This window comes from Actinomadura sp. 6N118 (assembly GCF_044326415.1).
In the GTDB taxonomy this organism is placed as follows: domain Bacteria; phylum Actinomycetota; class Actinomycetes; order Streptosporangiales; family Streptosporangiaceae; genus Spirillospora.
Genome location: NZ_JBIRAZ010000017.1, coordinates 112,629 through 135,585, shown reverse-complemented (window position 1 = coordinate 135,585; position 22,957 = coordinate 112,629). Strand labels below are relative to the sequence as shown.

Genomic DNA, 22,957 nt, shown 5'->3' with positions numbered 1-22,957 from the left:
CGGGGTACTCGAACCCGCGTTACGGCGGACCGAACGCTGCGACCGACCGCGGCGGACCGAGCGTTACCGGCCGACCGAGCGCCAAGGGAACGGGGGCCGTCCCACCAAGGGACGACCCCCGTTCTCCTTTTCCAGGCTCAGGCCAGGCTTTCCAGGCTCAGGCCAGGCTTTCCGGGCTGGGCCGGCTTTCCGGGCTCAGGTCAGCTACCGGCCTCAGGTCAGCGGACGTCGACGAACGTCGACTTCAGCGGGAAGTCGTAGTAGTGCGTCGCGTTGCCCTCGTACCACCACTGGAAATAGGTGTCCTTGGAGACCCTGAAACGGGCCTTGAAGGAGCCCTTGGAGTTGGTCTTCGGGCGGGCGTACCAATACCACTTCTTCTGGCCCTTGATGCGGCCCACGATGTAGACCCGCTGCCCGCCGAACGGCACGTACTTGTTCTTCGGGTCGTGCGTGAGCACACCGCTGAACGTGACGTACCCGCCCTTGCGGAGCTTGCGCGGCGTCACCTTCCACTTCTTGGCCAGGGCGTTGATCCGGGTGTCGCGGACCACGGGGCTCACCGTGGGCTTGAGGACCGGGCCGCCGGCGAACCTGATCCGGTACCAGCCGTGCGCGAAACCCGCGTAGTACCTGCCGGAGAAGGCGCCGCCCTCGCGGGTCTTGAGCTTGATCGGCTTCGCCTTCTTGGACAGCGGCATGCGGTACCACTTGTTGGGCTTAATGGCTGGCGCGTTCTCGATGATGAGGTCCTTGCCCGCGCTGACCGTGCTGCCGTCGACGGCCGTCAGCCGTCCTGACACGGTCAGCCACGCGTCCTTGGTCGTGGAGACCTTGAAGTCCACGATCTTGCTGGCCGCCGGCTCAGCGGCCGCGTGGGCGGTGGCGGGCGCGACCAGCGAAGCAGCCAGCGTGGCGGCGCCGAGTGTGCTGAAAGTTCTGCGCATGAAGGTTCTTCCCCGGGGGAGTAGTGCATGCGCATCACGGTTGAGGCGCATGCACACAAGACGCCCACCCCGACCACGGGGTTGGCCCCCGGATGATCACGGAACCACAACGTCCCACAAGTCCAATGTCAGCTGGGTGAGAGCTGCCGACAGGCCGCGGCCGGCGGCCGAAGCGTGGAAGGGCGGCCAGCCGACGGCCGGGCCCCTGGAAGGGCTGTCAGCCGACGGCCGGGACGCTGAAAGGGCGGCCTCCCCGGTGGGAGACCGCCCTTGCGCTAGCCGGCTGTGCCGTCTAGTTGAGCTGGACGGTGCCTGTCACGTCGGCGGCCAGGCGGAGCTGGTCGCCGTCGCGGAGGGGGGCCTCGACGCCGCGCGGAAGGCGTTCACCGTTGACGAACGTGCCGTTGGTGGAACCCTCGTCCCGTACCCAGGCGGTCCCTGACGGGTCGAGCCAGACGGTGGAGTGGCGCCGTGACACGTTGTCGTACTGCGTGAACGTCGCTGCCACCGGCGACTGGCCTGCGTCGCGGCCGAGCACGAGGTGCTGCCCGACCGAGACCTTCAGCTCCCCGGTCGGGAAGTGCACGCGCAGAACGGGCGTACCCTGCGCCGGAAGAGGCCGCAGGCACGAGTCGCACTGTGAGGCACCCGGGTTGCTCAGCACCGCCTCGCAGTAGGGGCACATGAACGCCGTGTTGTCGGCTCCCGGCCGCGGGGGCTGACCTATCTGCTCGGGCGGGAGCAGGGTCTGCTCACGTCCGGGCGGCGGCGGCATGTGCTGCTGCGGAGGCGGCGGGAACGCGTGGTCGCCCGGCATGGGCGGCTGGTGCTGCTGGTCCGGCGCCGGCGGTGCACCCCAGCCACCCTGCACCGGCGGCGGGGGCGCGCCCCACTCCTGCTGCTGCTGCGGTGGTGCCGGAGGCGTGTGACCGCCCGGGTGGTGGTGCGGCGCCTGCTGCTGTGGCGGGGCCTGCTGCTGGGGCGCCTGCTGGTATTGGTCGGGCTGGTACTGCTCCGGCTGGTATTGGTCCGGCTGGTATTGGTCCGGCTGGTACGGATCCGGCGCCTGCTGCTGCGGCGGGGCCTGCTGCTGGGGGGCCTGCGGCATCGGCGCACCCCATTGGTCCTGCGGGGGCTGCTGGTGCGCGGGCTGCTGGTGCTGCTGCTGATCATGCTGCGGCGCGCCCCAGGGGTCCTGGGGCGGCGGAGCCTGTTGCTGCGGCGCCTGCTGCTGGTACGGGTCCGGCATCGACGGGGCCTGCTGCTGAGGAGCCTGCTGATACGGGTCCGGCGGCTGCTGCTGGTACGGCTGCTGAGGCGGCGCCTGCTGGTAGGGCTCCTGCTGGTAGCCCCCTTGCTGCTGGGGTTCCTGCTGGTAACCCTGCCCGTACTGCTGCTGCTGCGGAGGCTGCGGCCCCCCGTAGGGCGGCGGAGACTGAGGCATGGGAGGTCCTGGTGGCTGGTTTTCGTACCCACCCGGGCGGCGGCCGCCACCGGCGCGGGCCAGATTGGCTCCGCAGCTCAAGCAGACCAGATCGCCAGGCTGGAACGGCTCATCACAGACAGGACAGTTCAAGGTCGCCATGACACATCCCCGGCGCGCACCCCGGCGCGGTCGAGCGTCGATGTGAGGTGATCCATGTCACCCCTTCGCGGGATCCCGATGTAGTACACCCGCCTTCCCTCCGGCCCCTCGTCCACGGACACCTGAACTCGGGGTCCTGCGTGTTCCTTTTCCCTATCGCCGTCGGCGACCGCCCCGTACCGGCGGCGTCCCAGAGAGGACAGCGGCACGATCCGCTGGTTAGCCGACCCCTTCCAGAGTAGAGAGCCACTCTCAGGGTGTCGCCCCCCGGGATTGAGCCGGTCGACGTACGGCCCCGTTATGACAGCGTCACACATTTCCAGGATCTCGCGTGCCTGCGGGTCGCGCGAGAGCCGGGAGTAGACATATCCGCTGTAGACGAGAATGTCCAACCTAATCGTCTCACGTGCTGGGTCGTCCCGCCACGTACGGATTCCCGTGACCAGCGCCGCCAGGGCGGCCGGCTGCTGGAACGGTTCCCCGCCGGAGATCGTCACGCCGTCCACCGGGCCGGGCAGCGAGGCCAGCCAGCCCAGCACCGCCTCGACCGGCACGGCCGTGGCGGGGTCCGCCTCCCAGGTGTCCCTGGACAGGCATCCCGGGCAGTGAAGCGTACAACCCTGCATCCAGATCCCGGCCCGGATCCCGGGGCCGAGAGTGGTCACCGGATAGTGAGCCTTTGCGAGCAACATCACTTCCCCGCCCCCACTGGGGACTTCGGGGGGTGGAGTGGTCACTGGAGATCCAGGCTGACGATGCTGCCCTCGCGGTGGATTCCGGAGACGGTGACCTTCTCGTCGGGGACCAGTTCGCGGTCGAAGAGGGCGCGGGCCAGCGGGTTCACGAAGTACGCCTCCAGGGCCATCCCGATGCCCCGGCCGCCCTTGTCGAGCTCGCCGGTGCACCATTCGCGGAGCGTGGTCAGAGCATCACCCTTCACGGCCAGGACGAGCCGGTGCTCCTCAGTGACTCGCCTGCAGATGTTGCCGAACTGCAGATCGAAGATCTTTTCCGCGGCGGCGGCGGAGATGAAGTTGAACACCACGATGTTGTCGCCGAAGCGGTTGAGCAGTTCCGGCCGGTTGAGCACGTCGGTGAAGTGCTCGGCCACCGCGCCCTTGATCCGTCCCTCGACCTCGTCGTACGTCATGCCGGGTGTGATGTTCTGCACTCGGGTGGGCGCGGGGTGTGCGGGGTCGGGACGGACCGTGATGTCGCGTGCCTGGGTGTACATCCCGAGGTTGGACGTGAAGATCAGGATCGACTCGGAGAAGTGCACGGTGTTGCCGCGGCCGTCGGTGAGGCGGCCGTCCTCCAGGATCTGCAGGAACTTGTCCAGGATCCGCGGATGAGCCTTCTCGATCTCGTCGAAGAGGATCACCCGGAAGGGGTCCTCGCGGACCGCGTTGGTGAGCTCGCCGCCCGCCTCGTGGCCGACGTACCCGGGTGGCGACCCGATCAGCCGGTCCCCGGATCCCTCCCCGGAGAACTCGCTCATGTCGAAGCGCAGATACGCCGACTCGTCCCCGAAGACGAGCTCGGTGATGGCCTTGGCCAGCTCGGTCTTGCCGGTGCCGGTCGGCCCGGCGAAGAACAGCACGCCGCGGGGACGGCTCCCGGACTTGGTGGCCTGGGCGCCGGAGAGACCCAGAACGGCACGCTTCAGGATGTCGAGCGTCTTGGTGACGGCCTGCGGCTGGCCGATCACCCGCTCCGGGACGCGCTTCTCCCCTTCGAGGACACGGCGGCGCAGGTGGCCGCGGCTCCACGGGTTGTCGAGCACACCGAGCTTGTACGTACGTACCGCATCCGGAAGGTCTCCCAAAGAGACGTTGCGTTCCTTGGCGAGCCGGGTCACCTCGATCATCGACTGCAGGGTGAGCCCGTCGGCCTGCTCGGCGAACGCGTCGCACGCCTCGGCCGCGGCCTGGTCGGCACCCACGTCCGAGACCCCGAAGGCACGTGCCAGCAGCCGGGCCGTCTCCTGCCGGTCCCCCAGGTGCGGCCGGGGGATCGTGATCTCGCGGATGTTCTCGTTGTCGGCGGTCATCCAGGGCGGGAGGTCACCGGGCCGTTCCACCAGCCACAGGATCGGGTTGTAGAGCGGTTTGGGACGCGCGCCCACGACGCGTACGGGACGGGCGGACCGCGACAGCTTCGTGCAGATGCGGAAGAAGTCGCGCTCGGCCGGCTCCAGGTCGATGGGCGTCCGGGCGATCCGGGACGCCGAGTCGATCACGAACGCGCCACGGACGTTCTCCTCGGGGCGCGCCACCGACGCCAGGTGCTTGGTCAGGCCCTCCAGGGACGGCTTCTCGTCGGCCTTGAGCTTGCCGAGCAGCTGCTCGGCGGCCTTCGCGGCCTCGTCGCCGATCTCGTCGTCGGTGTCGGGCAGCACCTGCAGGCCGTCCACCGGGTCGTACACGATCATGCAGGAGAACCCGCTGGACCGCAGCGACTCCCACAGCAGGTCACGCAGCGGCAGCAGCCGGGCCGCCCCGCCGGGCTCCAGCGGAGGCGCCAGGAAGCTGTCATAGAGGTTGCCCGACAACACGTACTGGGAGTGCACCGACAACGTCGCGTCCAGTTCGCGGATGAACGGCGGCCAGCCCGGCAACCGCCCCCCGAGGGTCGGGGATTCAGTCATCACTCACTCCGCTCACGTTCCCGACGGCGTTCTCGTTGTTCGGCTCGCGTCCTAGTCTGCCGTGCCCCGGCGCTGACAGGCAGTTCCTGGACGCCCGGGTCGATCCGCCATGTCACGTTCGACCTGATCCCGGCTTCGGCCAGCTTGTCCCGGGCGGCCTCGAACGCCTCGCACCACTCCCGTTCGCGTTCGGCGTCCAGCCGCCGGTCGTCCTCACTCTCAGCTGGCCGTTCACGCCGCATCGCAGCCCGGATCAGCCGTTGCCGGGAACCTCCGCTGCCAGGATCCCCACCGCCAGCCTCACCACCGCCGCCCGGAACGCCACCGCTGCCGGGCACACCACCACCCAGGCTGGCGCCTCCGCCAGCCACCGCGCCCGCTTCACCCGTCTCGTCGATCCGCATCTTGACGCTGTGATCAGGCCAGGTGCCCTTGGTGAGAACGACCGTGCCGTCCTTGGCGGTCAGCGTCTCGAAGCCCGTCTGCACCTCGTATCCCATCTCCTCGAAGGCCGAGGTGACGGAGTCCAGCACGTACCGGCGTTCGGCCTCCGCCTGCTCGGCCGCCTCGCGCTCGGCGGCGTGGCGGCGTTCGGCGGCCCGGTGCTCCTCCGTACGGCGGTTGGCGTCCTGGATGCGCAGCCGTACCTCCGTGAGGATGCCCTCCGCCTCGGCCTCGCTGGGCGCCTCTGCGATCAGCTGGGCCGCCTCCGCGACCGTACGCCGGTCATCATCGGTGGCATCCGGCAGCAGCCGCGCCAACACACGTTCAAGCGTTTGCTGAATCTTCGTCAAATCGCGGTCGTACGCCTTCGGACCTCGGTCGTACGCCGCCGCGTCGGTCCGTTCCGGCCCCGGCGACGCGGAGGTGTCGGACGTGAGGCCTTCGGCGGGAACGGCGAAGAGCTGTGCGGTCACATCGGCAGCGAGGTGTTCGGAGATCTGGTGCTCGGCGGTGTCGAGGGCCGTGTCGGTGGCGGCACACCAGACGGTGAGCTCGTCGAGAGGCTGCTGCTCGTCCGGCGCCAGCGGTGCGGGCAGATCCACGTCGGCCCCGACCCGGTCACGCGTCTTGGCGAGCGCGGAGATGCGCGCATTGCGTTCAAGAACGGCACGCAACGCCTGGTCGTACGCCTCGATCTCGGCCAGCGCCGCAGCGCGCGCCTCCGCCTTGCCCGCGGCGAGGGCGGCAAGCGCCTCGGCGCCGCGTCCCGCGAGACCGGCGGTGCGCCCCAGCACTCGGTTCATCCCCAGGCTGAGGACGACCGCCGCGTCCAGTGCGATATCGGCCTCGACGCCGCTGCTCACGTGCCGCCTCCTTGGTCACAGGTCGTACGCATCGAACGTGCCACACAGCTCACCGGCTCACCGGCGGTCAACACCATCCTGAAGGGCCTTCTGCTTCTCCCCTTCGAGCGCCTGCCGCCAGCGGTGCAGCCGTACCCCCGCGCCGACCGCGTGCGCCACGGGTGCGGCGATCAGGAGCATCAACCAGAGCAGGCTCGCGACCGGGGTCACCGCGGCCAAGAGAAGGAGAATGATCAGCAAGGGAACTGTGACCGCGAGGAGCAACAACCCACAGCCACGTCGCCCAGTCCGTTGCGCTGCACCGGACAGCGTCTGCGAGGCCTTGGAGAGACCGCGTCCACCCACTCCGAGGAGCCGCGACATCAACGACCACGGCCCGTACGGCAGATAGTCACGGCCCTGTGCGCGCGCCAAAGCCACCTCGCTGCCGCATTGCACCGCCCAGGTGATGAACGACAGCACCGCCAACACAACGAACGGCACAACCGAGCTTTGCTGAACGCCGCCGACAGACTTCGTACCGCCATCGTCGCCGCCGAAGAGCTCCCCGACGATCCAGCTCCCTATGAGCCAGAACGCGAGCAACGGCAACGACCACGCCACGGCACGAGTCACGGCGGCTCCGCGACCTGCGAGCCGGGCGCGTTCCTTCTCGTCCCAGCGTGTCCGCAGCGCCTGCGCCTCTTGCTCGGCGGCATGGCGGCCCCGAACACGGGCCTCCGCGTCCACGACCGCCTCGGGCGCCGCGCGCACCACCGTCAGGAGACGCAACGGATCGTCTCCTGCGCCCTCCACCAGCCAGGTGAACCACGGCACCTGCTCGGGCACTGCTGCGCGCGCCCGTTCCGCCGCCTCACCCAGCGAACGCCGCGTCTCGGCAGGCCGCGCGGCCAGGGCGAGCAGCGTCAGCAGCACAACAGGTGGATCGTCCGCCACAACAGCGGCCTTCCCGGCGACGCGCTCATCAGCGAGCTCCCCGGCGTCGGGCAACCTGGAGGCCAGCCGCGGCGGTGTCGACTCGTGTTCGCGCAGCCACCCGGCGAGGCGGTTCCAGGACGCGACATGCGAACGCCACTGTTCGTCGATCCGCGTGAGGTCCCGGCCGCCCTCGAACCCGGACAGCACCTGCAGAAGGTGCTGGTCCCAGAGCTCCCTCCCCAAAAGGCACGCCGCTCGATGATCGGGATGCGCCGGGTCGTTCGCCAGGGCCGCCAGTCCCGGCAAATCCCCCGAGGTGACACGCCGCCCCAGAAAGTGCGGTGGCAGCGTCGGATCGAGCCACCGCACCAAGTGCAGCAGCTTCACGTCCGGCGCCAAACCCGTAGTCAGATAACCGTCGATCAGCCCAATGCGGCTGTCATCAAACTCCGACAGCCACTCCCGAAGCGTCCGCCAGGCCTCCCCTGCCTCGCCCCGCCCGAAGAAATACAGCGCCGCATAATCCCACTTGTCAATAAGCGCCCGCGCCAGCTCCGCACGTTCCGTATAGCGCTGCCCGTTGAACGGCAGCCCCACCCCCTCCGGCGCCGTTGGATGGGCCGGCTCGTGAGCGACCGCAGGCGCACCCCCGTTCAGCCACTCGGTGACCTCGGCGTCCGTCCACCTCCGGCGCGGATCCCGCGTAAGCAGTCCCTGGCACAACGACCGAAACCGGGGATCGGGCACTTCATCCGCAGGCACCGGCCGCGTCGCCAGGTGGTCCACGACCGCCGTCTCACTCAACCCCAGGAACGGAGGCCGCCCGGTAAGCAACTCCCGCACGATCATGCCCAGCGACCACCAGTCGCGAGCCGGCGACACCTGCCCCGACAACGACTCGGGCGCCGCATAAGCCAGCGTCCGCGACGACGAAGCGAACACCACGCTCTGGTCAAGCACCTTGCTCAGCCCGAAGTCAGTGATGGCCACCCGCAACGGATCGGCGCTCATTATGAGCACGTTCTCCGGCTTGAGATCGCGATGCACGATCCCCACCCCATGCAACGCCGCAAGCCCCGCCGAGAGCTGGCCAACGATCCTGGTCACCGCCTCCGCCGGCAGCGGCCCCGCCATCAACCCCCGCAGATTCCCATCCGGGGCATAAGCGGTGACCTCATAATCCCGCCCGTCCGCGTGCCCGGTCTCCAGAATCCGCACAACATTCGGCGACTCCAGCCCGGGAAGCTTGGCCCATACCTCCCGGTCGGCGTTGTAGCCCCGCCGGAAGACCTTGACGACGTGCTCCGCCCCCAAGGCGTCCCGCACCAACAGCAGATCCGACTCCGCCCCCTGAACCGGCAGCTCAGCGACCAGCTCAAAGCGCTCCGCCAAGCCGGACGGCAAACGCATAAGCGGCCCACCCGGCCGCCCCGGCTGATCCCGCCGAGTCTCCCCTGGCCGCGGCCCCGGCACCCCCGGATCCCGCCCCGTCACGCCCGGGTCCCGCCGTGTCTCCTGGAAGTCGGCCACCTGCACTGCCCCGTCTATATGTCCACGTGCCCCCGCGAGCCTAACGCCGCCGCCTAGATCTTGTCCTTGATCGCCCTGAGGTGCTCAACCCCCTTGAACCGCACCACCACCGCCTCCATGAAGATGCGCGCGAGGATGGCCTCGAACACCCAGATGACGGGTGAGGCACAGATGACGATCAACCCGAGGAGCCAGCCATTCCTCAGCTGAGCGATCCAGATGCCGGTGGCCAGCACCATCAAGGCGGACAGAGTGATCAGCAGGAGGGACAGCACGTACGAAGCCTTGATGAGCTTCGGCGTGACTAGGTAGTTGAAGTTGAAGTCGAACAGGGACGCCACAAGTCCCTTGCCCTCGACCGCAGCCGGCTCAGGACCCCATGGCGCCTGGCCAGGCCCACGCTGGGCCGCCTCTTGACCAGGGTGCGGCTGCTCTCCTGGCCCATGTAGCCGTGGACCAGGAACCTGCCCAGGCCGCGGCTCCCGCGGTCCCGGCTGACCGTACGGGCCGGGCGGCGGAGGGTACTGCGGCTGTCCGGGGTCGGACGGGTTCGTCATCGCTGTCTCCTGGGGGCTCATCTGGGGGCAGCCTTGCACAGCCGACCTTAGAACGATTCCCATCCCTGCGGCGTGCTCCACAGCCAGGGCCACAGCAGATAAGGGTCACACCGCCAATATCGGGTTTATGCCCCTGTCGGGTATTGCAATACGGCGTCCCGGGAACGCGCGGCGTTGACGCTGTGAGTCTGGTGCGCTAACTCTGGCGGTACGGGCGGAAGGGACGCACAGAAAATGGTCGCCATGCGGCGCTGCCGGGAGCCAGGGGCGGGCCGGTGAGCCGGGCGGAACAGGCGGCGGCGCAGTTGCAACGGGTCAAGCAACTGGCCGAAGAGCACGGTCCCGCCCTGAGACAGGCGTTCGCAGTGCTCCTGGAAGGTGCTCTGATCGGCCCTGCCGGTGCACGGCTCTTCGACGGCCTCGCCGAACGTCACCGTGGCACACGTTCAGACTTCTACGCCGCGTTCGACGCGGTAAAGGACCTCGCGGCCGAGGCCGAAGGCGGCCCACCACGCATCGGCGATCCATACATCCCCGGCCCACCTCGCGGAGGCCTCCGCTCCAGTGACGTACGAGGCGGCTCACCCGGCGCACTCCATCGCCTAGGGCAAGAGCTGGATCGAGCAGGGCGCGCCTGGCAGGAGACGGGTCAGATCCTGTCCAACATCCTCAGCGGCCTAGGCCTCAACACCTCTCCGGCCCAGAACATCACCCGCGCCGGAGGTTGGGTCGCCGGCCAGAAACACGACATCACCCGCCGCCGCGACGAACTCCTCAAGTCCGACCAGCAACAACTACTCCAAGCCACCTACGGCACTGTCCGCGGCCTAGCCCAAGCCCTGGGCCAAGACGACTCCAGGCCCCTGAGTAAGGCCTGGAACGACTATGCGCATCGCTACCTGCCGGGCCTATGGGAAGGCACCAAGGACATCGGGCTGGCTGGGCTGGCCACCAATCCATTCACTGCACCCGTCTATGCGATGGCCAATCCCCGCAGCTGGATACAACGCGGCCCGATCGGCCAGTTCAAAGGCCTAATCAAGGGTGCCCAACACCCCGTCGCCTTCGCCAAGGCAATGATCAACTGGGACCTCTGGAAAAGTGACCCGGTTCGCGCGTACGGCCAGACCGTCCCGTCCATCATCATCGGAGCCCTAACCCTGGGCACTGGCTCTGGCAGCGGCGCTGCCAGCCGCTTCTCCACCGCTCTCCGCCAGACCGGAAAAGCCAAGACCCCGACCGCCGACACCGGTGCCGCCGTCCGCGCGCTAGACGAGGCAGCCGACCAGGCGGGCAAAACAACCTCCCTCGGGAAACAGAACACCCAAACACCACCTCCCCCGCCCTCAGCCGCCAACAAGCCGCCCAAAACACCACCCACCGGCGACGCCGGGGACGTCAAGCTGGTCGGCAAAGGCGTGAGCCCACCTCGCCCCAGCCCACACCCCAAAGAGACCGTCTACACCACGCAGAAGCTCCGTGAGATCGCCGACTCAGTCGAAAGCTTCCAGGAGATGCTAGATCGGTATGGCGGCAACGCGACTGGGCAGGTCATCGGAGCCGACGCACGCAAACAACCGCCAGGTTCGCGCAAGATGCGGATACTCGAACGCCTTGGCGAGATTCGCGGCACGCAAGGCCAGACCGTGGAGGTTCTGCTCGCGGCTTCGAAAAGAGCCTTCAACAACGCGACCACAGTCAGACTCCCCAGCGGCGACGTCGCAGTCGTGCCCACCCAATTGCAGGTACTCGACACGTTCATCGTGTCGAGGGATGGCATAGTGACTGTGCGCAAGACCAGGCGCTGGTACGAAGGCGGGGATCTGAGAGTTGAATTCATCGATTAATCAGGAGCGAACGAACTGATGGGAGCCGTCACAGGACCGCGCGTCAGGGAGTATCAGCTCTATCTCCTGCGAACGATGACAGACGCACCGAGCGAGATGATCGACCGCGCGCTCCTGAGTCTGGGCTCCAGCGAGGAGGAGATGGAGACTGAGTTCGAAGAAATAAGTCGACTTACCGACATCGTGGTTCCTGGAACCAACCGACTTGCACCGGTCTTCGATACCATTTCCCAGATCTTGGCTCCGGTCGTCAACAAAGCCATCCGGCAAACCGAGCCCGGCGAGACCCGCGTCAACCTATACTCCCTCCCCATGTGGCCTCAGTTCTTGTTCGAAGTCTCGGGGACCGCCGAAGGCTACCTAGAAGGTTGCCGATTCGTGAGAGCACCCGGAGAAGAACCTCTCCAAGCAAGCAACCCCGCTCAACTCGGCGCCTGGATGGCCACCCAGGACGAGGTCGAGACCTTGTTCGGTCCCCTCCAGGAACTGGAAGTATGGCCCCCGTTCGAAGCCTTCTCCCTCATCCGCTCAGCACCGGACGGATCACCACAAACATACGAGTTCGTTTTCTCGTGGAAACTCCTCCAAAGCGTTCGACTTACCGAGACCTGAGCCTCGACATTTCCTGAGGCTGAGGATAGGGATTATCCTGTCATGTCTTCCCTTAAAGAGGTCACCCACGTCTGGGTGCCGGCCGCGGCTACCGGTGCCGTGCCGGTCTTGCACACCGACGATCGGCGCATCGTCGTTGCGTTCACCTCAGAGGAGAGCTTGCCGCCGGAGCTCCCACCCGACTGCGCCGAATGGCAACACCTGCCGGTTGAGCAACTGGCGCTGGTCTTTCCCGAGGACGTGGTGCTCTTTCTGGAGCCGGGCGGACACATCATGGACCTCGATGAGCCCCGGAAGCGGGCCACGGCCCTGGTGAACGCAGCCACGCAATACCTCGACAAGCAGATCAATGCCGAGGATCTGGTGGACGCCTTCCGACAGTCGATCGTCTACTGCCAGGCGGGGGACAAACCAGGGTTTCTCGCACACGCCGAGACGATCGCGGTCTTCAGCTCTCTGATCACTTTCACGGAGTCCCTCGGCGACACGGCCTGGTTCTCCACCACGGGACAGGACGTCCTTGACCAACTCGACGACAGGTATGAGCTGTTCCTCGACCCGTGGACACCCCACGCCACCGAGATCCCGCGAGTCGCGCAGTCAACGGAGACGTATCAGCAGCGGGCACCCGAGCGTTATCAGCCTCCGGTGGGGCCACCAGCCTGAGCTTGGAGTTCGGCCAGCTTCTTCTTGATGTCGGGGCGGGCCAAAGGACGGGTCGAGCCGACCCAGTCGGAGCGCTTGTAGGGCTTCACTCCGATGTTGGGCACGCACGTCGAGCAGCTGGCAACGATCATCTTGTTGGGGCCGATCACCATGCCGACGTGGCCAGGACGGTCCGCCGACGTGCCAGGGCCCGAGTTGAAGAAGACCAGGTCACCGGGCTGCTCGGTGCCCTTTACCACTCGTACGCCGAACGGCCATTGGCCCCAGGTGGCGGGTGGGATCGTGATGCCGACCTGACGGTAGGCGGCTTCGAGAATGCTGGAGCAGTCCCAGGCGTCGGGGCCGTTCGCGCCGAAGACGTAGCGCTTGCCGCGCTGTGCCATGGCGAAGGCGATGATGCGCTGCACGACGCCTTGGACGTTGGCGGGAAGGTTGTTGTCCTGGCACTCGACGCCGTTGGACTGCACGACCTTGAAGTCGCCGCCGCCGTACTTCTTGGCCCAGTCGAGGACGAGGTTCACGTAGTCCCAGGAGTGGTTGTACATGAAGAGCGCCGTGCGCATACGTTCTGGGGCGCCGTTGTGCTTCAGGTAGCGGGCGGCTGAGGGGATGGCGTCTTCAGGGTCGTAGCGGCTTTTCTTGGTGTCCTTGTTGCCATCTACTGCGAAGGCCTTGAACGTGGCCTCGAGGAACTGCATGGGCCCGCCTGCGCCCGCGTAGTTCTCGCCGCTGCTGACACCAGGGAGCTTGGACGTGCCGTGGCTGGTCTCGACCTTGCCGATACCGGCCAGGACGTTCCACGGGATGCGGTAGTCCGCGCCCGCCTTCTTGTAGAGGGCCAGGTAATTGGACGGGATCGCACGCGCGTCGACTGCGGCTGCCGGCTGGGCGCCTGCTTGCGAGACGTCGACACAGCCACCGCTGCCCGCACCGCCTCCTCCGTACATGAATTGGCTGGCGCCGAACAGCACAGGCAGGATCATCAGTGCGACGAAGAGCATCGAGACAGCGCCGATGGCGCCAACGAGGAGGAGGTTGCGGCGGTTCATCCCGTGTCACCTGCTTGCCCGGCATCGGCGGGCTCGAAGGCGTAGACCTTCAGGGAGGCGCCATCTCTCGCAACGGTGACCGCATATTGCTGACTGTCCGTGCTCTTCTTCCCGGATTTGGTGACCTGCTGTTTGCCGGTGACCAGGAAGATGATCGAGTTGTCCTCGATATCGCGGACACGGTCGAGCGTGGCGGTGCCCTCCGCGACGATTTGCTGCGCTCTGCGTTCATCAAGAATCCCGGGTGCGGCCGCACCGCGTTCGATCTCGCCTCGCAACTGGTCGGTGACCAGGCTTGCCAGGCGGGCCGTGAACACCTTGGGGTCCTCGTCGAAACGATATGTGCCCTGAGCCGCGATGAAGCGCTGCGCCAGGTCGGCTGCCGTGGTGAACTCACGCTGCGAGAACGGCAGCAGACGGTAGATGTCAAAGCCGCTCGGCGCGACGGCTCCAGAGATGCCCGGCGGCGGTGAAGCAGGTCCCGTCGGGCCGGAGGACGCCGCCGTTGTCGGGGTCGTACGAGAGGTCGCGCTGTCCGACGAGTCACGGTCAGGCGCGGCGACCGTCAGGTAGACGCCGACGACGGCGAGTGCCACCACGAGTCCCACGAAGAGGAGCTTGCGTTGGCGGTCCGTCAGGTTCATCACTCTTCCCGTTCTGACTCACGTTCGACCGGACGCAGCCAGAACGGTATCGGTGGGCCAGCCTCGGCACCACGCTTGCCCCACAGGGGCGGCGGCTCCTGCCTACTGCCCGAGCCACCAGATCCGCCCGATCCACTGGACCCGCCGGATCCGCCGCCAGTGCGAGGCTTCGGGACTCCAGAAGCCGGATCGGCCTTGCCCCTGGCTGGGGCACCGTTACCAGAGCCGCCGCCACCGTTCCGGCCGCGAGCTGGGCTGCCGGACGATCCGGCGCCGCCACCTGCTCGGCTACGACCTCGGCCGCTGCTTGCAGCTCCGCCGGACGAACGTCCGCTGCCCTTGAACCAGCCTCCGCCTGCCGCCGCAGCACCGCCTGCGCCTGCTCCGCCAGCGCTTGCACCTGCTCCGCCACCGCTTGCTCCGCCAGTTCCGGCGCCACCGGTACCGCCTGAGCTAGGTGCCCCTCCGCTCGAAGGACGTCCGGTCCACGAAGTCGGGCGGCTGATTCCGATGCCGGAACCGGCAGACTTCCTGCTGTCCCCGCCTCTCGTTCCACCGGCAGGCGGGCCGTCGGACCCTCGGGCCGTCGGCGCGCTTGAGCCCTCTCGGCGGGAGTCGCCTGCCACGCCTGCCCGGGTCGGCAGGTTGAGCGGCGGTGCGCCACGTCTCGAACGGCCCTGTGCGGCGGCCGCGCCACTGCGGGGCTTGGCGGCCAGCACCGGAGCGGCGTCTGGCGAGGCGCCTTCTCCCGCGCCAGCCGCGCCGATGGCGCTTCGCCGATCGGTGACGGCACCCGTACCGGCTGCTGAGGCGTCTGCGGTAGCACCAGCCTCGGCTGCCGCGTCACGCTTGCCCCAACGGGCGAGGCGATACCCAGCGGCGCCGGGAACGGCTGCTGTCGCCACCGCTGCGGTGCTCTTGCGAGCCTCAAGTATCGACTTGTCGAGTTGTGCCTCGCCCTTGTCACGCGCGCCCACCGCTGAATAGCCCACAGCAGAGAAGAGATGCTGGAACGGCTTGCGGTAGATGAACGCGGCGAACGTCACGAGTGCGATGAGCAGGATCTGCAGACCCCACGGCAACGTCTCGCCGAGGATCAACCCGTACGCCCAGAGCAACAACGACAGGACGCCGATGAGCGCCGCCTGTTTGAGGAGCATCGACAACAGCAGTTCGAGCCAGCGTATGGCGATCACCCGGCCTATGCCCGGATGGATGCCGATGCCCAGGAAGATCGGCCCGGCGACCAGCAACAGCAGGAACGCGATCTTCACCACGATGAGCGCGATCGCGATCACCATGATCAGCATGCCGGCGACAAGTGCGGCAAAGAGCCCGCCAAAGGACACAGCCAACCGGCTGGTCCAGTTCTTCCCCTGGAAGACCGGATAGACCCCTGCGTGGTTCTCCTTGATGTCCTTGGAGACGGCCTTGTACGCGTCGGCCTTCTTGCCCAGGTCGACCTTTTGACCTCCATGGGTCTCGGGCAAATCGACCGCCTGTGCCCAGAGAAGCTTGTCGGCGTTGTCCTTGACCACCTTGGCGTTGGGGTCGGTCGTGCCGAACTCGCCCATGAGCCACGGCTTACAGACCAGCGCTACCCAAAGGCCATTGGCGTTGCGCGTTGTGGCGTCGACTTCTGCCGACTTCAGCGGATCCGGCTGGCCTGGTGGTGTGGGAATGCAGGTGCCGCCCTTGGTATCGCTTTGTGGCAGGGCTGCGTTGAACGCGGCGCTGGTCGCTTCGGAGACCTTCGTTCCCAGCGTGGTGAAGTCGGCCGGACGGGCGACCAGCCAGATCAGGGCCACCATGGCGGCGACCATCCAGATGACGCCTTCGGTGACCTTGCTGGCCCGTTTTCGGACCAGCCCCCACCAGGCGAGCCACATCGCGCCGAGGATGACCACCCACGACCAGTAGCGCGCGTTGAAGGTCTTGCCGATCCCGGTGATGACACCGTCGACGGTGTTCTTGAGCCAGCTGAGGAGCGACTCCGACGCAGCAGCCTGGTAGACGCTGATGGTCGTACGGTCGATCGCCCGGACGAGGGTGAACGTGGTGTTGGCGAGGGCGTTGCCCATCATCGCCATGGCGTCCGAGCAGCCCATGTCGACCGCGTACCAACTCTGGCCCGCCGTCCCGTACCGGTCGTAGTACGTGAGGTCCTGGACCGGAGTGGTCTTCAGCTTCTGGTTCGGATAGTCCGGCGGCTTGATCAGCCCGTCCGTACCCGACCCGTACTGCTCGGGCGCGGGATTGTCCGCAGGGCGGCATGCATCCGTCGGGCTGGGCAGCGGAATGTCCGCCACCGCTGGCGAGACGGGGCTCAGCAGGAACAGCGACATCAGGACGAGCAGGACCGCCGAGCGGCGGTGGCGCCTTCGTCGCGGATGCACCGCAGCTCGGACTCGAGGTCGCCGGGGGCGGCCTGAGCGATCGAAGAGGGCGGACCTATCGAGGCCCTCCTCGGGCGACCGCTGGATGCGGACCTCCCGATGACGGGGTCGCCTCATCGATTGACCTCCTCGGCCTCGGTCCCCGCGGCTGTCAATTCCGACGACCCCGGATGAGACCGGGTCGGGTTGGTGTCGAGCCAGCGCTGCAGCTCTTCGGAGATCAGGTCGACGCCGATGCGCCCCGCTCGGCCGTCGAGATCGCGGAAGATGCATTCGCCGTTGCCCAGGTTGCGCAGCACGGCCTTGTGCTCGTCGGACGCCTCCACCCCCAGTAGCGACATCACGTTGCCGACCTCGACCCGTTCGGACGAACGGAAGGAGAACACCGAGGACAGGCAGTTGGTCACCTGTTCATTCAAGAGGTCTCCGGCGTTCTGCGAGACCAGGATCAACGCAGTGTTGCGAGAACGCCCCATTCGCGACACTTCCGGCACCAGCTTGGCCCCTTCCGGCGTCGATGTGATGGCCCAGGCCTCGTCCAGGAAAATCGCCTTGGGCAGGCGACGGTCGAGGCCGTGCATGAGGCGCCGCGCGAACTGCGACACCAGGTACATGAGCGCCACCGAGAGGCGCTGTTCGTACGAGTAGTCCTCGCGGCCGATCGCCACGTCGGGCAAGGTCAGGCCGCCGAGCGTGAAGACCGTCGTCCATCCTGCGGTGTCGATGCGTTCGCCGCCGGACGGGTCGAAGCACAGCCGCGCGAGCCGCATCTCGGACATCGACCGCAGGACGGCGCCGAGGTTCTTGGACGCCGGGTCGTCGGAGCCTTCGAGGTAGTCGACGACCCTCCCCAGCGACGGCCGGTCGGCATTGGCCACGGCGCCGACCGCCTGGATCATCGCGGACTCGCGTTCCTCCGACATCCTCGGCAGCAGCAGCCGCAGCGTCTCCGTCGCCATCGTCTTCTTGGCGGCCAGGTCGTCTCCGAACGAGAACGGATCCAGCAGCCCGGGCGCGGCTGACCCCAACGGGAGTATTCGTGCCTTCCGGCCCCGCGCCTTGAGCAGCTCCACCAGCGACTCGGCATCGCCCTTGGGGTCGATCGCCGCGATGGTGACCCCGCGCAGCGCCATCTGATAGAGCAGCAGCAGCGCCAGTGTCGTCTTGCCGCCGCCCGGCTCGCCGGTGATCGCAACGGCGGTGGGACGGTTGCGGGCGGCCGCGACCAGCGGGTCGAAGTGCACGATGGCGCGTGCCCGGCCCAGGGTCTCGCCGATGTACGGGCCGACCCAGCCTTCGGAGTTCTCGTCCGGCCGGTCACCCAGGTCGACCGTGGCGACGGGCATACCGCCCGCGATCGTCCGTAGCGGCTGGCGCTGGGCGTACGCGTTCAACCGGATGCGATCGCCGGGCAACGACTCCAGGAACAGCGAGAACTGGTCGCCGGTGGAGTTGACCACGTCGATGCCGATGTCGCGGTAGTGCTCCACGACCGCGTCCACCCGTTGCGCTAGCAGCTCCGCCGTGGGCGCCGACACGATCATGCGATGCCATCCGTACACGAACGGCAGCCGCTCTTTGGTGATGCCGTGCTCCAGCATCCGCGCCGCGTCGATCTGCTCGGCCAGCGCGATCGGCGCCTCGGCGCCCGCCTCCCGGATGTGCTGGTCCATGTCGCGCGCATGCGCCAGCTTGCGCGACACGTCCTTCGACGCCTTGGCCGGGGGGATCAGCTTCATGCGGGCGCTGATCTCGACTGGGAACGGCAGCGCGTCGGCGTAGTGCAACCACGGCTCGCCGTCCGGGAACGGCATCAGGTCCGGAAAGCGCGCGAACGACAGGTACGCCACGTACGACTGGGCGATCGGGCCTCCGCCGTTGCCGCTGGTGTTGGGCTGCTCGACCTTCAGGTACGAACGGCCGTTGTGGATCGCGCCCTCGACGAGCGCCTCGATCTCGCCCTTGCCCCACGTACGTCGCGCGACGGCCGACGGCGGCGGATCGGCGAGCGACGCCGTCACCGCGTGCTGGAACAGCCAGGCCACCTCCGTCGAGGCAGCATGCCTCGCGTACAGCGCCGACCCGCCCAGTGCCCGGCCGACCCGTTCCGCCTGCTCGGTCCAGCGCGCGATCTCCTTCTTGTCGATCGCGTCGTCCTCGATGCCCAGCGCCTGCTCGCTGCGCTTGTAGAAGCCGAGCAGCTGCGGCAGCACGCCGCCCGAGAGCTGGGCGCCCATGCCGCGCGGCCCTAGCCGTACGCCCAGGTAGACCTCCTTGGTCCAGAAGTCCTTGGCCCAGACGTGCGCGTACGTCTCCTCCAGATAGTCGCGCCACCCCGCGCCGGCGTCCGAGGTCTTGTCGAGCGCGAGCGCCCAGTCAGCCGCCGGATAGGTGCGGTGTGCGATCCGCAGGTGGACTTCGGCGTCCTGCATCCGGATGCCGGCCAGCGCGATGGTGATGTTGGTCGCGAGCGCCTCGCGTTCCTCGCCCGTCGTGAACTCGTACGACACCGTCGGCAACCGGAAGTACGCCCAAGCCGCGTGGTCGGTGAGCAACACCCGGTCGTCGAAGTACCGCACGGCCAGCCGGCTGGACCGTGCCTTCGATGCTCTGTTCATTGCCTCGCTCCGCTCAGCGGCTCGCACGCTGGGCGCAAGCTCCCGGCGCTCCTCGGTCCAGCCGCCGGGCGGCGGCTCGCGGGGCTCATCGAGTGGCCTCCTGCTCCTGCTCCTGAAGCTCCTGATAACGCTCGGGCATCACGGTGAAACCACCCGCGACAACACCGGCTAGAGCGAGGTAAGCACGCCGCGTCGGCGCCCGCAGCGACTTCAGCTCGTTACGGGGCGCGCGATCCATGCTGAGGTGATCGTCCCACGGGATCCGCACCAGGGCACGGCAACGGCCACGAGCGACGGCCTCGGCCTGCTCGACGTCGTCCATGCTGCGCCGGCTCACCCCGTTGATCACGGTGACGGCCCGGGATCTGAGCTCGTCATAACCATGGCCGTCCAGCCACTCGAACGTCATCGACACCGCCCGCGGCGCGTCCGAACTCGCCGGCGCGACGAGCACGATCTGGTCCGCGTACGGCAACACCCGCGCCACGACGGCCGCCGCCGTGTCGAGGAGCGTCACCGAGTAGAAGCGGTCGATCGTACGGATCGCCAGCGCGTAGTCCCGGTCGTCCAGCGCCTGCAGCGGATTGCGCCCGGCCGCGATCACATCCAGCCCGGACTTGGCCTGTGAGGTGTAGCGCCGCATCGCGGTCAGGCTGTTGACCTGGTCGGCCCGCGTGATGAGCCCGGTCAGCGTCTCGTTCGTCTCACTCCGCGTCCTGCGCGCGAGCGCACCGGGCCCGGGATTGACGTCGATCGCCACGACCGGCTCGCCGTTGTGCTGCGCGAACGTGTGACCCAGCATCAGCGCGGTCACCGTCTGCCCCGCACCGCCCGTACAACCGAGCACGACGATGTGCCGCGTTCCATGGAACGGCTGCTGCAGCCGCGCCTCGTACTCCGCGTCCGCCTCACCATGGCCGCCGCCGACAGCCTGGATGAGCCGCCGCAGACCGCCCGTGCTCACCTCGTGGTCGGGCCCTGGCGGTGTGATCGCCGGCTCGGAAGGGGGCGCCGCCGGAGGAGGCGGCAACGGCCGCGGCCGCACCGGTGACGCCGGCCCCGAACGAACCTCACGCGGCGGTGGAGTCTGCTCTGCCGGAACGACCGGCGGCTTGACCGGCGTCCCCTGCGGAGGCCGAGGCGGCGGCCCGGTGAACCGCTGCGGCGTCTCTGGCCCCTCGCGCCGAGGAGAAGCTCCAGGAGGCCACACCAACGCGTCCGTCGCCGATGCCCTCACCGGCTTCGACAGCCCCTTGGACCAAGGCTTGGGCGGCTCCCTCCGAGCCCCCTCACCCGTTTGCTCGTCCGCCGAAGCCGCAGGCATCTCAGGCTCAGCCTGTGCTCCCTGCCCCCATCGAGGCTGCTGCCCCCACTGCGGCTGACGACCCCGCTCAGGCACACCCTGCTCCGCCCCCGGACCCGACTGCCGCCCAGCATCCGACTCCTGCCGATGCGCACGCCACGGCCCCTGCCCAGCCTGCGGACCACCCTGCGCGCGCCCGGCCTGCCGATCTGCGTCCGACACGGCCCCAGACCGCTCGCCAGCCCGCGCCTGACCACGCTGCTGCGCCTGCTCCCGGCCAGCCTGCGAACCCTCGCCAGCCTGCGCCTGACCACGCTGCGGCATCTGCTTAGGCTGCTGCTCCCGGCCCGTCTGGGCCCCGGCCTGCACCTCGCCCTGCCCAGGCTGCTGCGTCTGCTCCCGGCCTGCCTGTGAACCCTCGCCAGCCCGCGCCTCGTCGCCGACCGGCTGTGACGGCTGGGCGGCCTGCGCATCTGGCACACCCTCGGGTCGACCACGTAGCGGGGCCTGCTCAGACCGCTGCTCCTGACCGACCTGCGGCTCCTCGGCCGACTGCGCCTCCTGGCCGGCCTCCGCTCCAGACGCACCCTCCGGTCGCGCACTCGGCGCCGCCTGATCCGGCTCCTGTCCCTGGGCCTGCTGCGGTTGCTGGACAGACCCTGCCTCCTGAGCGCGAGGCGGCTCTTGTTCGCCCTGCGGCTGCTGCGCACGGTGCGGCCAGGGGACTGCGCCGGGCCATCCCTCCGCGGGCTGTCCCTTGCGTGCTCGCCGTGAGGCACGTGCGCTTGGCGTTTCGCGAGATTCGCTGGCGGGCGTCTCGGGCTCCGTGCCAGCGGACTCTTCAGCCTGCGCCTGACTCTTTGCCGCCTCGCGGGCGCCGTCGTCCGACGCACCGGCATTGGGTGCGGCTGAACGTTCACCAGCGGTCTCACCCTCACGGTGAGGTCCCTCGTCACCTGCGGGCTGCGTAACATCGACCTGAAGCTCTTCCGCTGGACGTTCGGCTGCGGGCTGCTCCTTGGCAGGACGCCATTCGGTGTCGCCCTCGGCCGTCCCGGTGCCGAAGGCGCCAGGGACCTTGGGGATGTCGGGCCTGGTAGCGGGTGGCGTGGCTGGAGTTTGAGGAATGTCCGGCCGCGTTGCGGACGAACGTTGCTGCTGGATGTCGGGACGGGTGGCGGATGCGGGTGGGGTGGCCGACGCCTCGCCGGTCTGCGTCTCCGCGGGCTGGTTGATGGCCTTCCAGAACTCCGCTGCGGCACCCGGACGCCGGACACCTGAGGCGAGCGCGCGCTTGCCCGAGCCGACAGGTTCCTCGGCGGGCTGCTGTTCGTGGGCAGGAGGGACTTCGAGTTGAGGCGTCGCGGGAGGGCGGTCGATGTCCGCAGGCTCCTGCGCCACGACCTGGACATCGTCCTCATGCGCGATCTCACGGGTCGTACGACGCCAGGGCTTGGCCGTACGTACCGGCGCGCGCTCTGGGGCCGGACCCGCCACGCGCACGTCGTGCTCCGTGCCGAGCGTGCCTGGCGCGAGAGCAGGCTCCCGCTCTCCGTTTTCGGCAGCGGCCCGTCGCACACCAGTTCGCTGCGGCGCGCCCTCCGTGGCACTGACTCGCTGAGCATGCGGATCGGCAGTCTGCTGGACGGGCATCGGCAGCGCGGCCTGAGCGGGCGGAACGTGCTGAGCGTTCGGATGTTGCGCCGCGTACTCGGCAAGCGGCTGCGGTGCGTCGACTAGGGCTGGGCCGGGCAGCAGGGAGGCCGCAGTCGGCACGGTGACCTCTTGGACGACCGGCTGGGCGGTCTTCTTCGCCTTGCGGGCCTTCCGGCGGGACTTGATGGCGGCGCGTTCAGGCGCGGCCACCGGCGCCGGCGCCTCCGGACGCCGCCAGACGCGGGCGACGATGACGACTTCGCGTGGCTCCCGGATGGGCGTGAGCCGGCACCAGGTGCGCGGCTCCGCCACGTACCGCCCCTGCGAGATCAGCAGCTCGGTCAGGCGCTTGCCCTCGATGACCGGCCGCGTCGACAGCCAGGTCAGGACGCCCGGCGGCACAATGTAGACCACGTGCCAGGGGGACTCGAACGGGATCCCGACGAACAAGAGCAACAGGATCCACGGCACGAACACACCGGCGAACACGCCGATCTGGACCAGCGGCAGAGGCATCGGAAGCCGCAGGTCGTACAGCTTGTAGAGCCTCTTCTCAATGCGCCATATGTTCGTGTACGTGGGTAGATCCACGCCCCTACTCCCCTAACTGTGCAAGCACAGCGTCGCCTGCCGCAGCCCCGTACAGGGCCGCCCCGACCTCGGTGTCCGCCATCC

The 22,957-nt window shown here is 68.2% G+C and carries 15 protein-coding genes; 3 read left to right on the top strand and 12 right to left on the bottom strand.

Annotated elements, in window-relative coordinates; genetic code table 11:
* Positions 1-218: 218 nt before the first annotated feature.
* From ACH34W_RS36895 to ACH34W_RS36865, 7 genes are all read right to left on the bottom strand, one after another.
* Entirely contained in the window at positions 219-947 is a 729-nt protein-coding gene (locus ACH34W_RS36895) for a hypothetical protein (protein ID WP_395965805.1), read from the bottom strand.
* A 292-nt stretch (positions 948-1,239) separates the two neighbouring features.
* On the bottom strand, positions 1,240-2,391 hold the full coding sequence (locus tag ACH34W_RS36890; RefSeq protein ID WP_395965804.1) for an FHA domain-containing protein: 1,152 nt from the start codon (positions 2,389-2,391) through the stop codon (positions 1,240-1,242).
* 128 nt (positions 2,392-2,519) lie between these two features.
* Positions 2,520-3,224 carry a 4Fe-4S single cluster domain-containing protein gene (locus ACH34W_RS36885; RefSeq protein ID WP_395965803.1) on the bottom strand — a complete coding sequence of 235 codons (705 nt, stop codon included), beginning with the start codon at positions 3,222-3,224 and terminating at the stop codon, positions 2,520-2,522.
* A gap of 41 nt (positions 3,225-3,265) precedes the next feature.
* Complete coding sequence (locus ACH34W_RS36880) at positions 3,266-5,179, bottom strand: AAA family ATPase (protein ID WP_395965802.1); 1,914 nt, start codon at positions 5,177-5,179, stop codon at positions 3,266-3,268.
* On the bottom strand, positions 5,179-6,486 hold the full coding sequence (locus ACH34W_RS36875) for a response regulator receiver protein (protein WP_395965801.1): 1,308 nt from the start codon (positions 6,484-6,486) through the stop codon (positions 5,179-5,181). The genes ACH34W_RS36880 and ACH34W_RS36875 overlap by 1 nt, the downstream gene beginning before the upstream one ends.
* 57 nt (positions 6,487-6,543) lie before the next feature.
* The gene (locus ACH34W_RS36870; protein WP_395965800.1) at positions 6,544-8,940 is read right to left on the bottom strand and encodes a serine/threonine-protein kinase; all 2,397 of its coding nucleotides are present in this window, start codon (positions 8,938-8,940) and stop codon (positions 6,544-6,546) included.
* Between the two features lie 47 nt (positions 8,941-8,987).
* On the bottom strand, positions 8,988-9,275 hold the full coding sequence (locus ACH34W_RS36865; protein WP_395965799.1) for a DUF4282 domain-containing protein: 288 nt from the start codon (positions 9,273-9,275) through the stop codon (positions 8,988-8,990).
* 491 nt (positions 9,276-9,766) lie between these two features.
* On the opposite strand from ACH34W_RS36865, the gene ACH34W_RS36860 reads away from it, so the two are divergent.
* From ACH34W_RS36860 to ACH34W_RS36850, 3 genes are read left to right on the top strand one after another with little or no spacing between them, the layout of a single operon-like run.
* On the top strand, positions 9,767-11,338 hold the full coding sequence (locus ACH34W_RS36860; protein WP_395965798.1) for a hypothetical protein: 1,572 nt from the start codon (positions 9,767-9,769) through the stop codon (positions 11,336-11,338).
* 18 nt (positions 11,339-11,356) lie between these two features.
* Positions 11,357-11,950 (top strand): hypothetical protein, encoded by a 594-nt coding sequence (locus tag ACH34W_RS36855; RefSeq protein ID WP_395965797.1) that lies wholly within the window; start codon positions 11,357-11,359, stop codon positions 11,948-11,950.
* 42 nt (positions 11,951-11,992) lie between these two features.
* Positions 11,993-12,616 carry a hypothetical protein gene (locus ACH34W_RS36850; RefSeq protein ID WP_395965796.1) on the top strand — a complete coding sequence of 208 codons (624 nt, stop codon included), beginning with the start codon at positions 11,993-11,995 and terminating at the stop codon, positions 12,614-12,616.
* On the opposite strand, the gene ACH34W_RS36845 is transcribed toward ACH34W_RS36850, so the two are convergent.
* The 5 genes from ACH34W_RS36845 to ACH34W_RS36825 form a co-directional block, all read right to left on the bottom strand.
* Complete coding sequence (locus tag ACH34W_RS36845) at positions 12,589-13,665, bottom strand: NlpC/P60 family protein (RefSeq protein WP_395965795.1); 1,077 nt, start codon at positions 13,663-13,665, stop codon at positions 12,589-12,591. The two genes, ACH34W_RS36850 and ACH34W_RS36845, sit on opposite strands and share 28 nt — an antisense overlap.
* Entirely contained in the window at positions 13,662-14,309 is a 648-nt protein-coding gene (locus ACH34W_RS36840; RefSeq protein WP_395965794.1) for a hypothetical protein, read from the bottom strand. The genes ACH34W_RS36845 and ACH34W_RS36840 overlap by 4 nt, the downstream gene beginning before the upstream one ends.
* Positions 14,309-16,705, bottom strand: coding sequence for a type IV secretion system protein (locus tag ACH34W_RS36835; protein WP_395965793.1), 2,397 nt, complete (start codon positions 16,703-16,705; stop codon positions 14,309-14,311). Before ACH34W_RS36835 ends, ACH34W_RS36840 begins: the two co-directional genes overlap by 1 nt.
* A 113-nt stretch (positions 16,706-16,818) precedes the next feature.
* The gene (locus ACH34W_RS36830; protein WP_395965792.1) at positions 16,819-19,323 is read right to left on the bottom strand and encodes an ATP-binding protein; all 2,505 of its coding nucleotides are present in this window, start codon (positions 19,321-19,323) and stop codon (positions 16,819-16,821) included.
* A gap of 85 nt (positions 19,324-19,408) precedes the next feature.
* Positions 19,409-22,873: a TcpE family conjugal transfer membrane protein gene (locus tag ACH34W_RS36825; RefSeq protein WP_395965791.1), complete on the bottom strand. Its 3,465-nt coding sequence runs from the start codon at positions 22,871-22,873 to the stop codon at positions 19,409-19,411.
* Positions 22,874-22,957 lie beyond the last annotated feature (84 nt).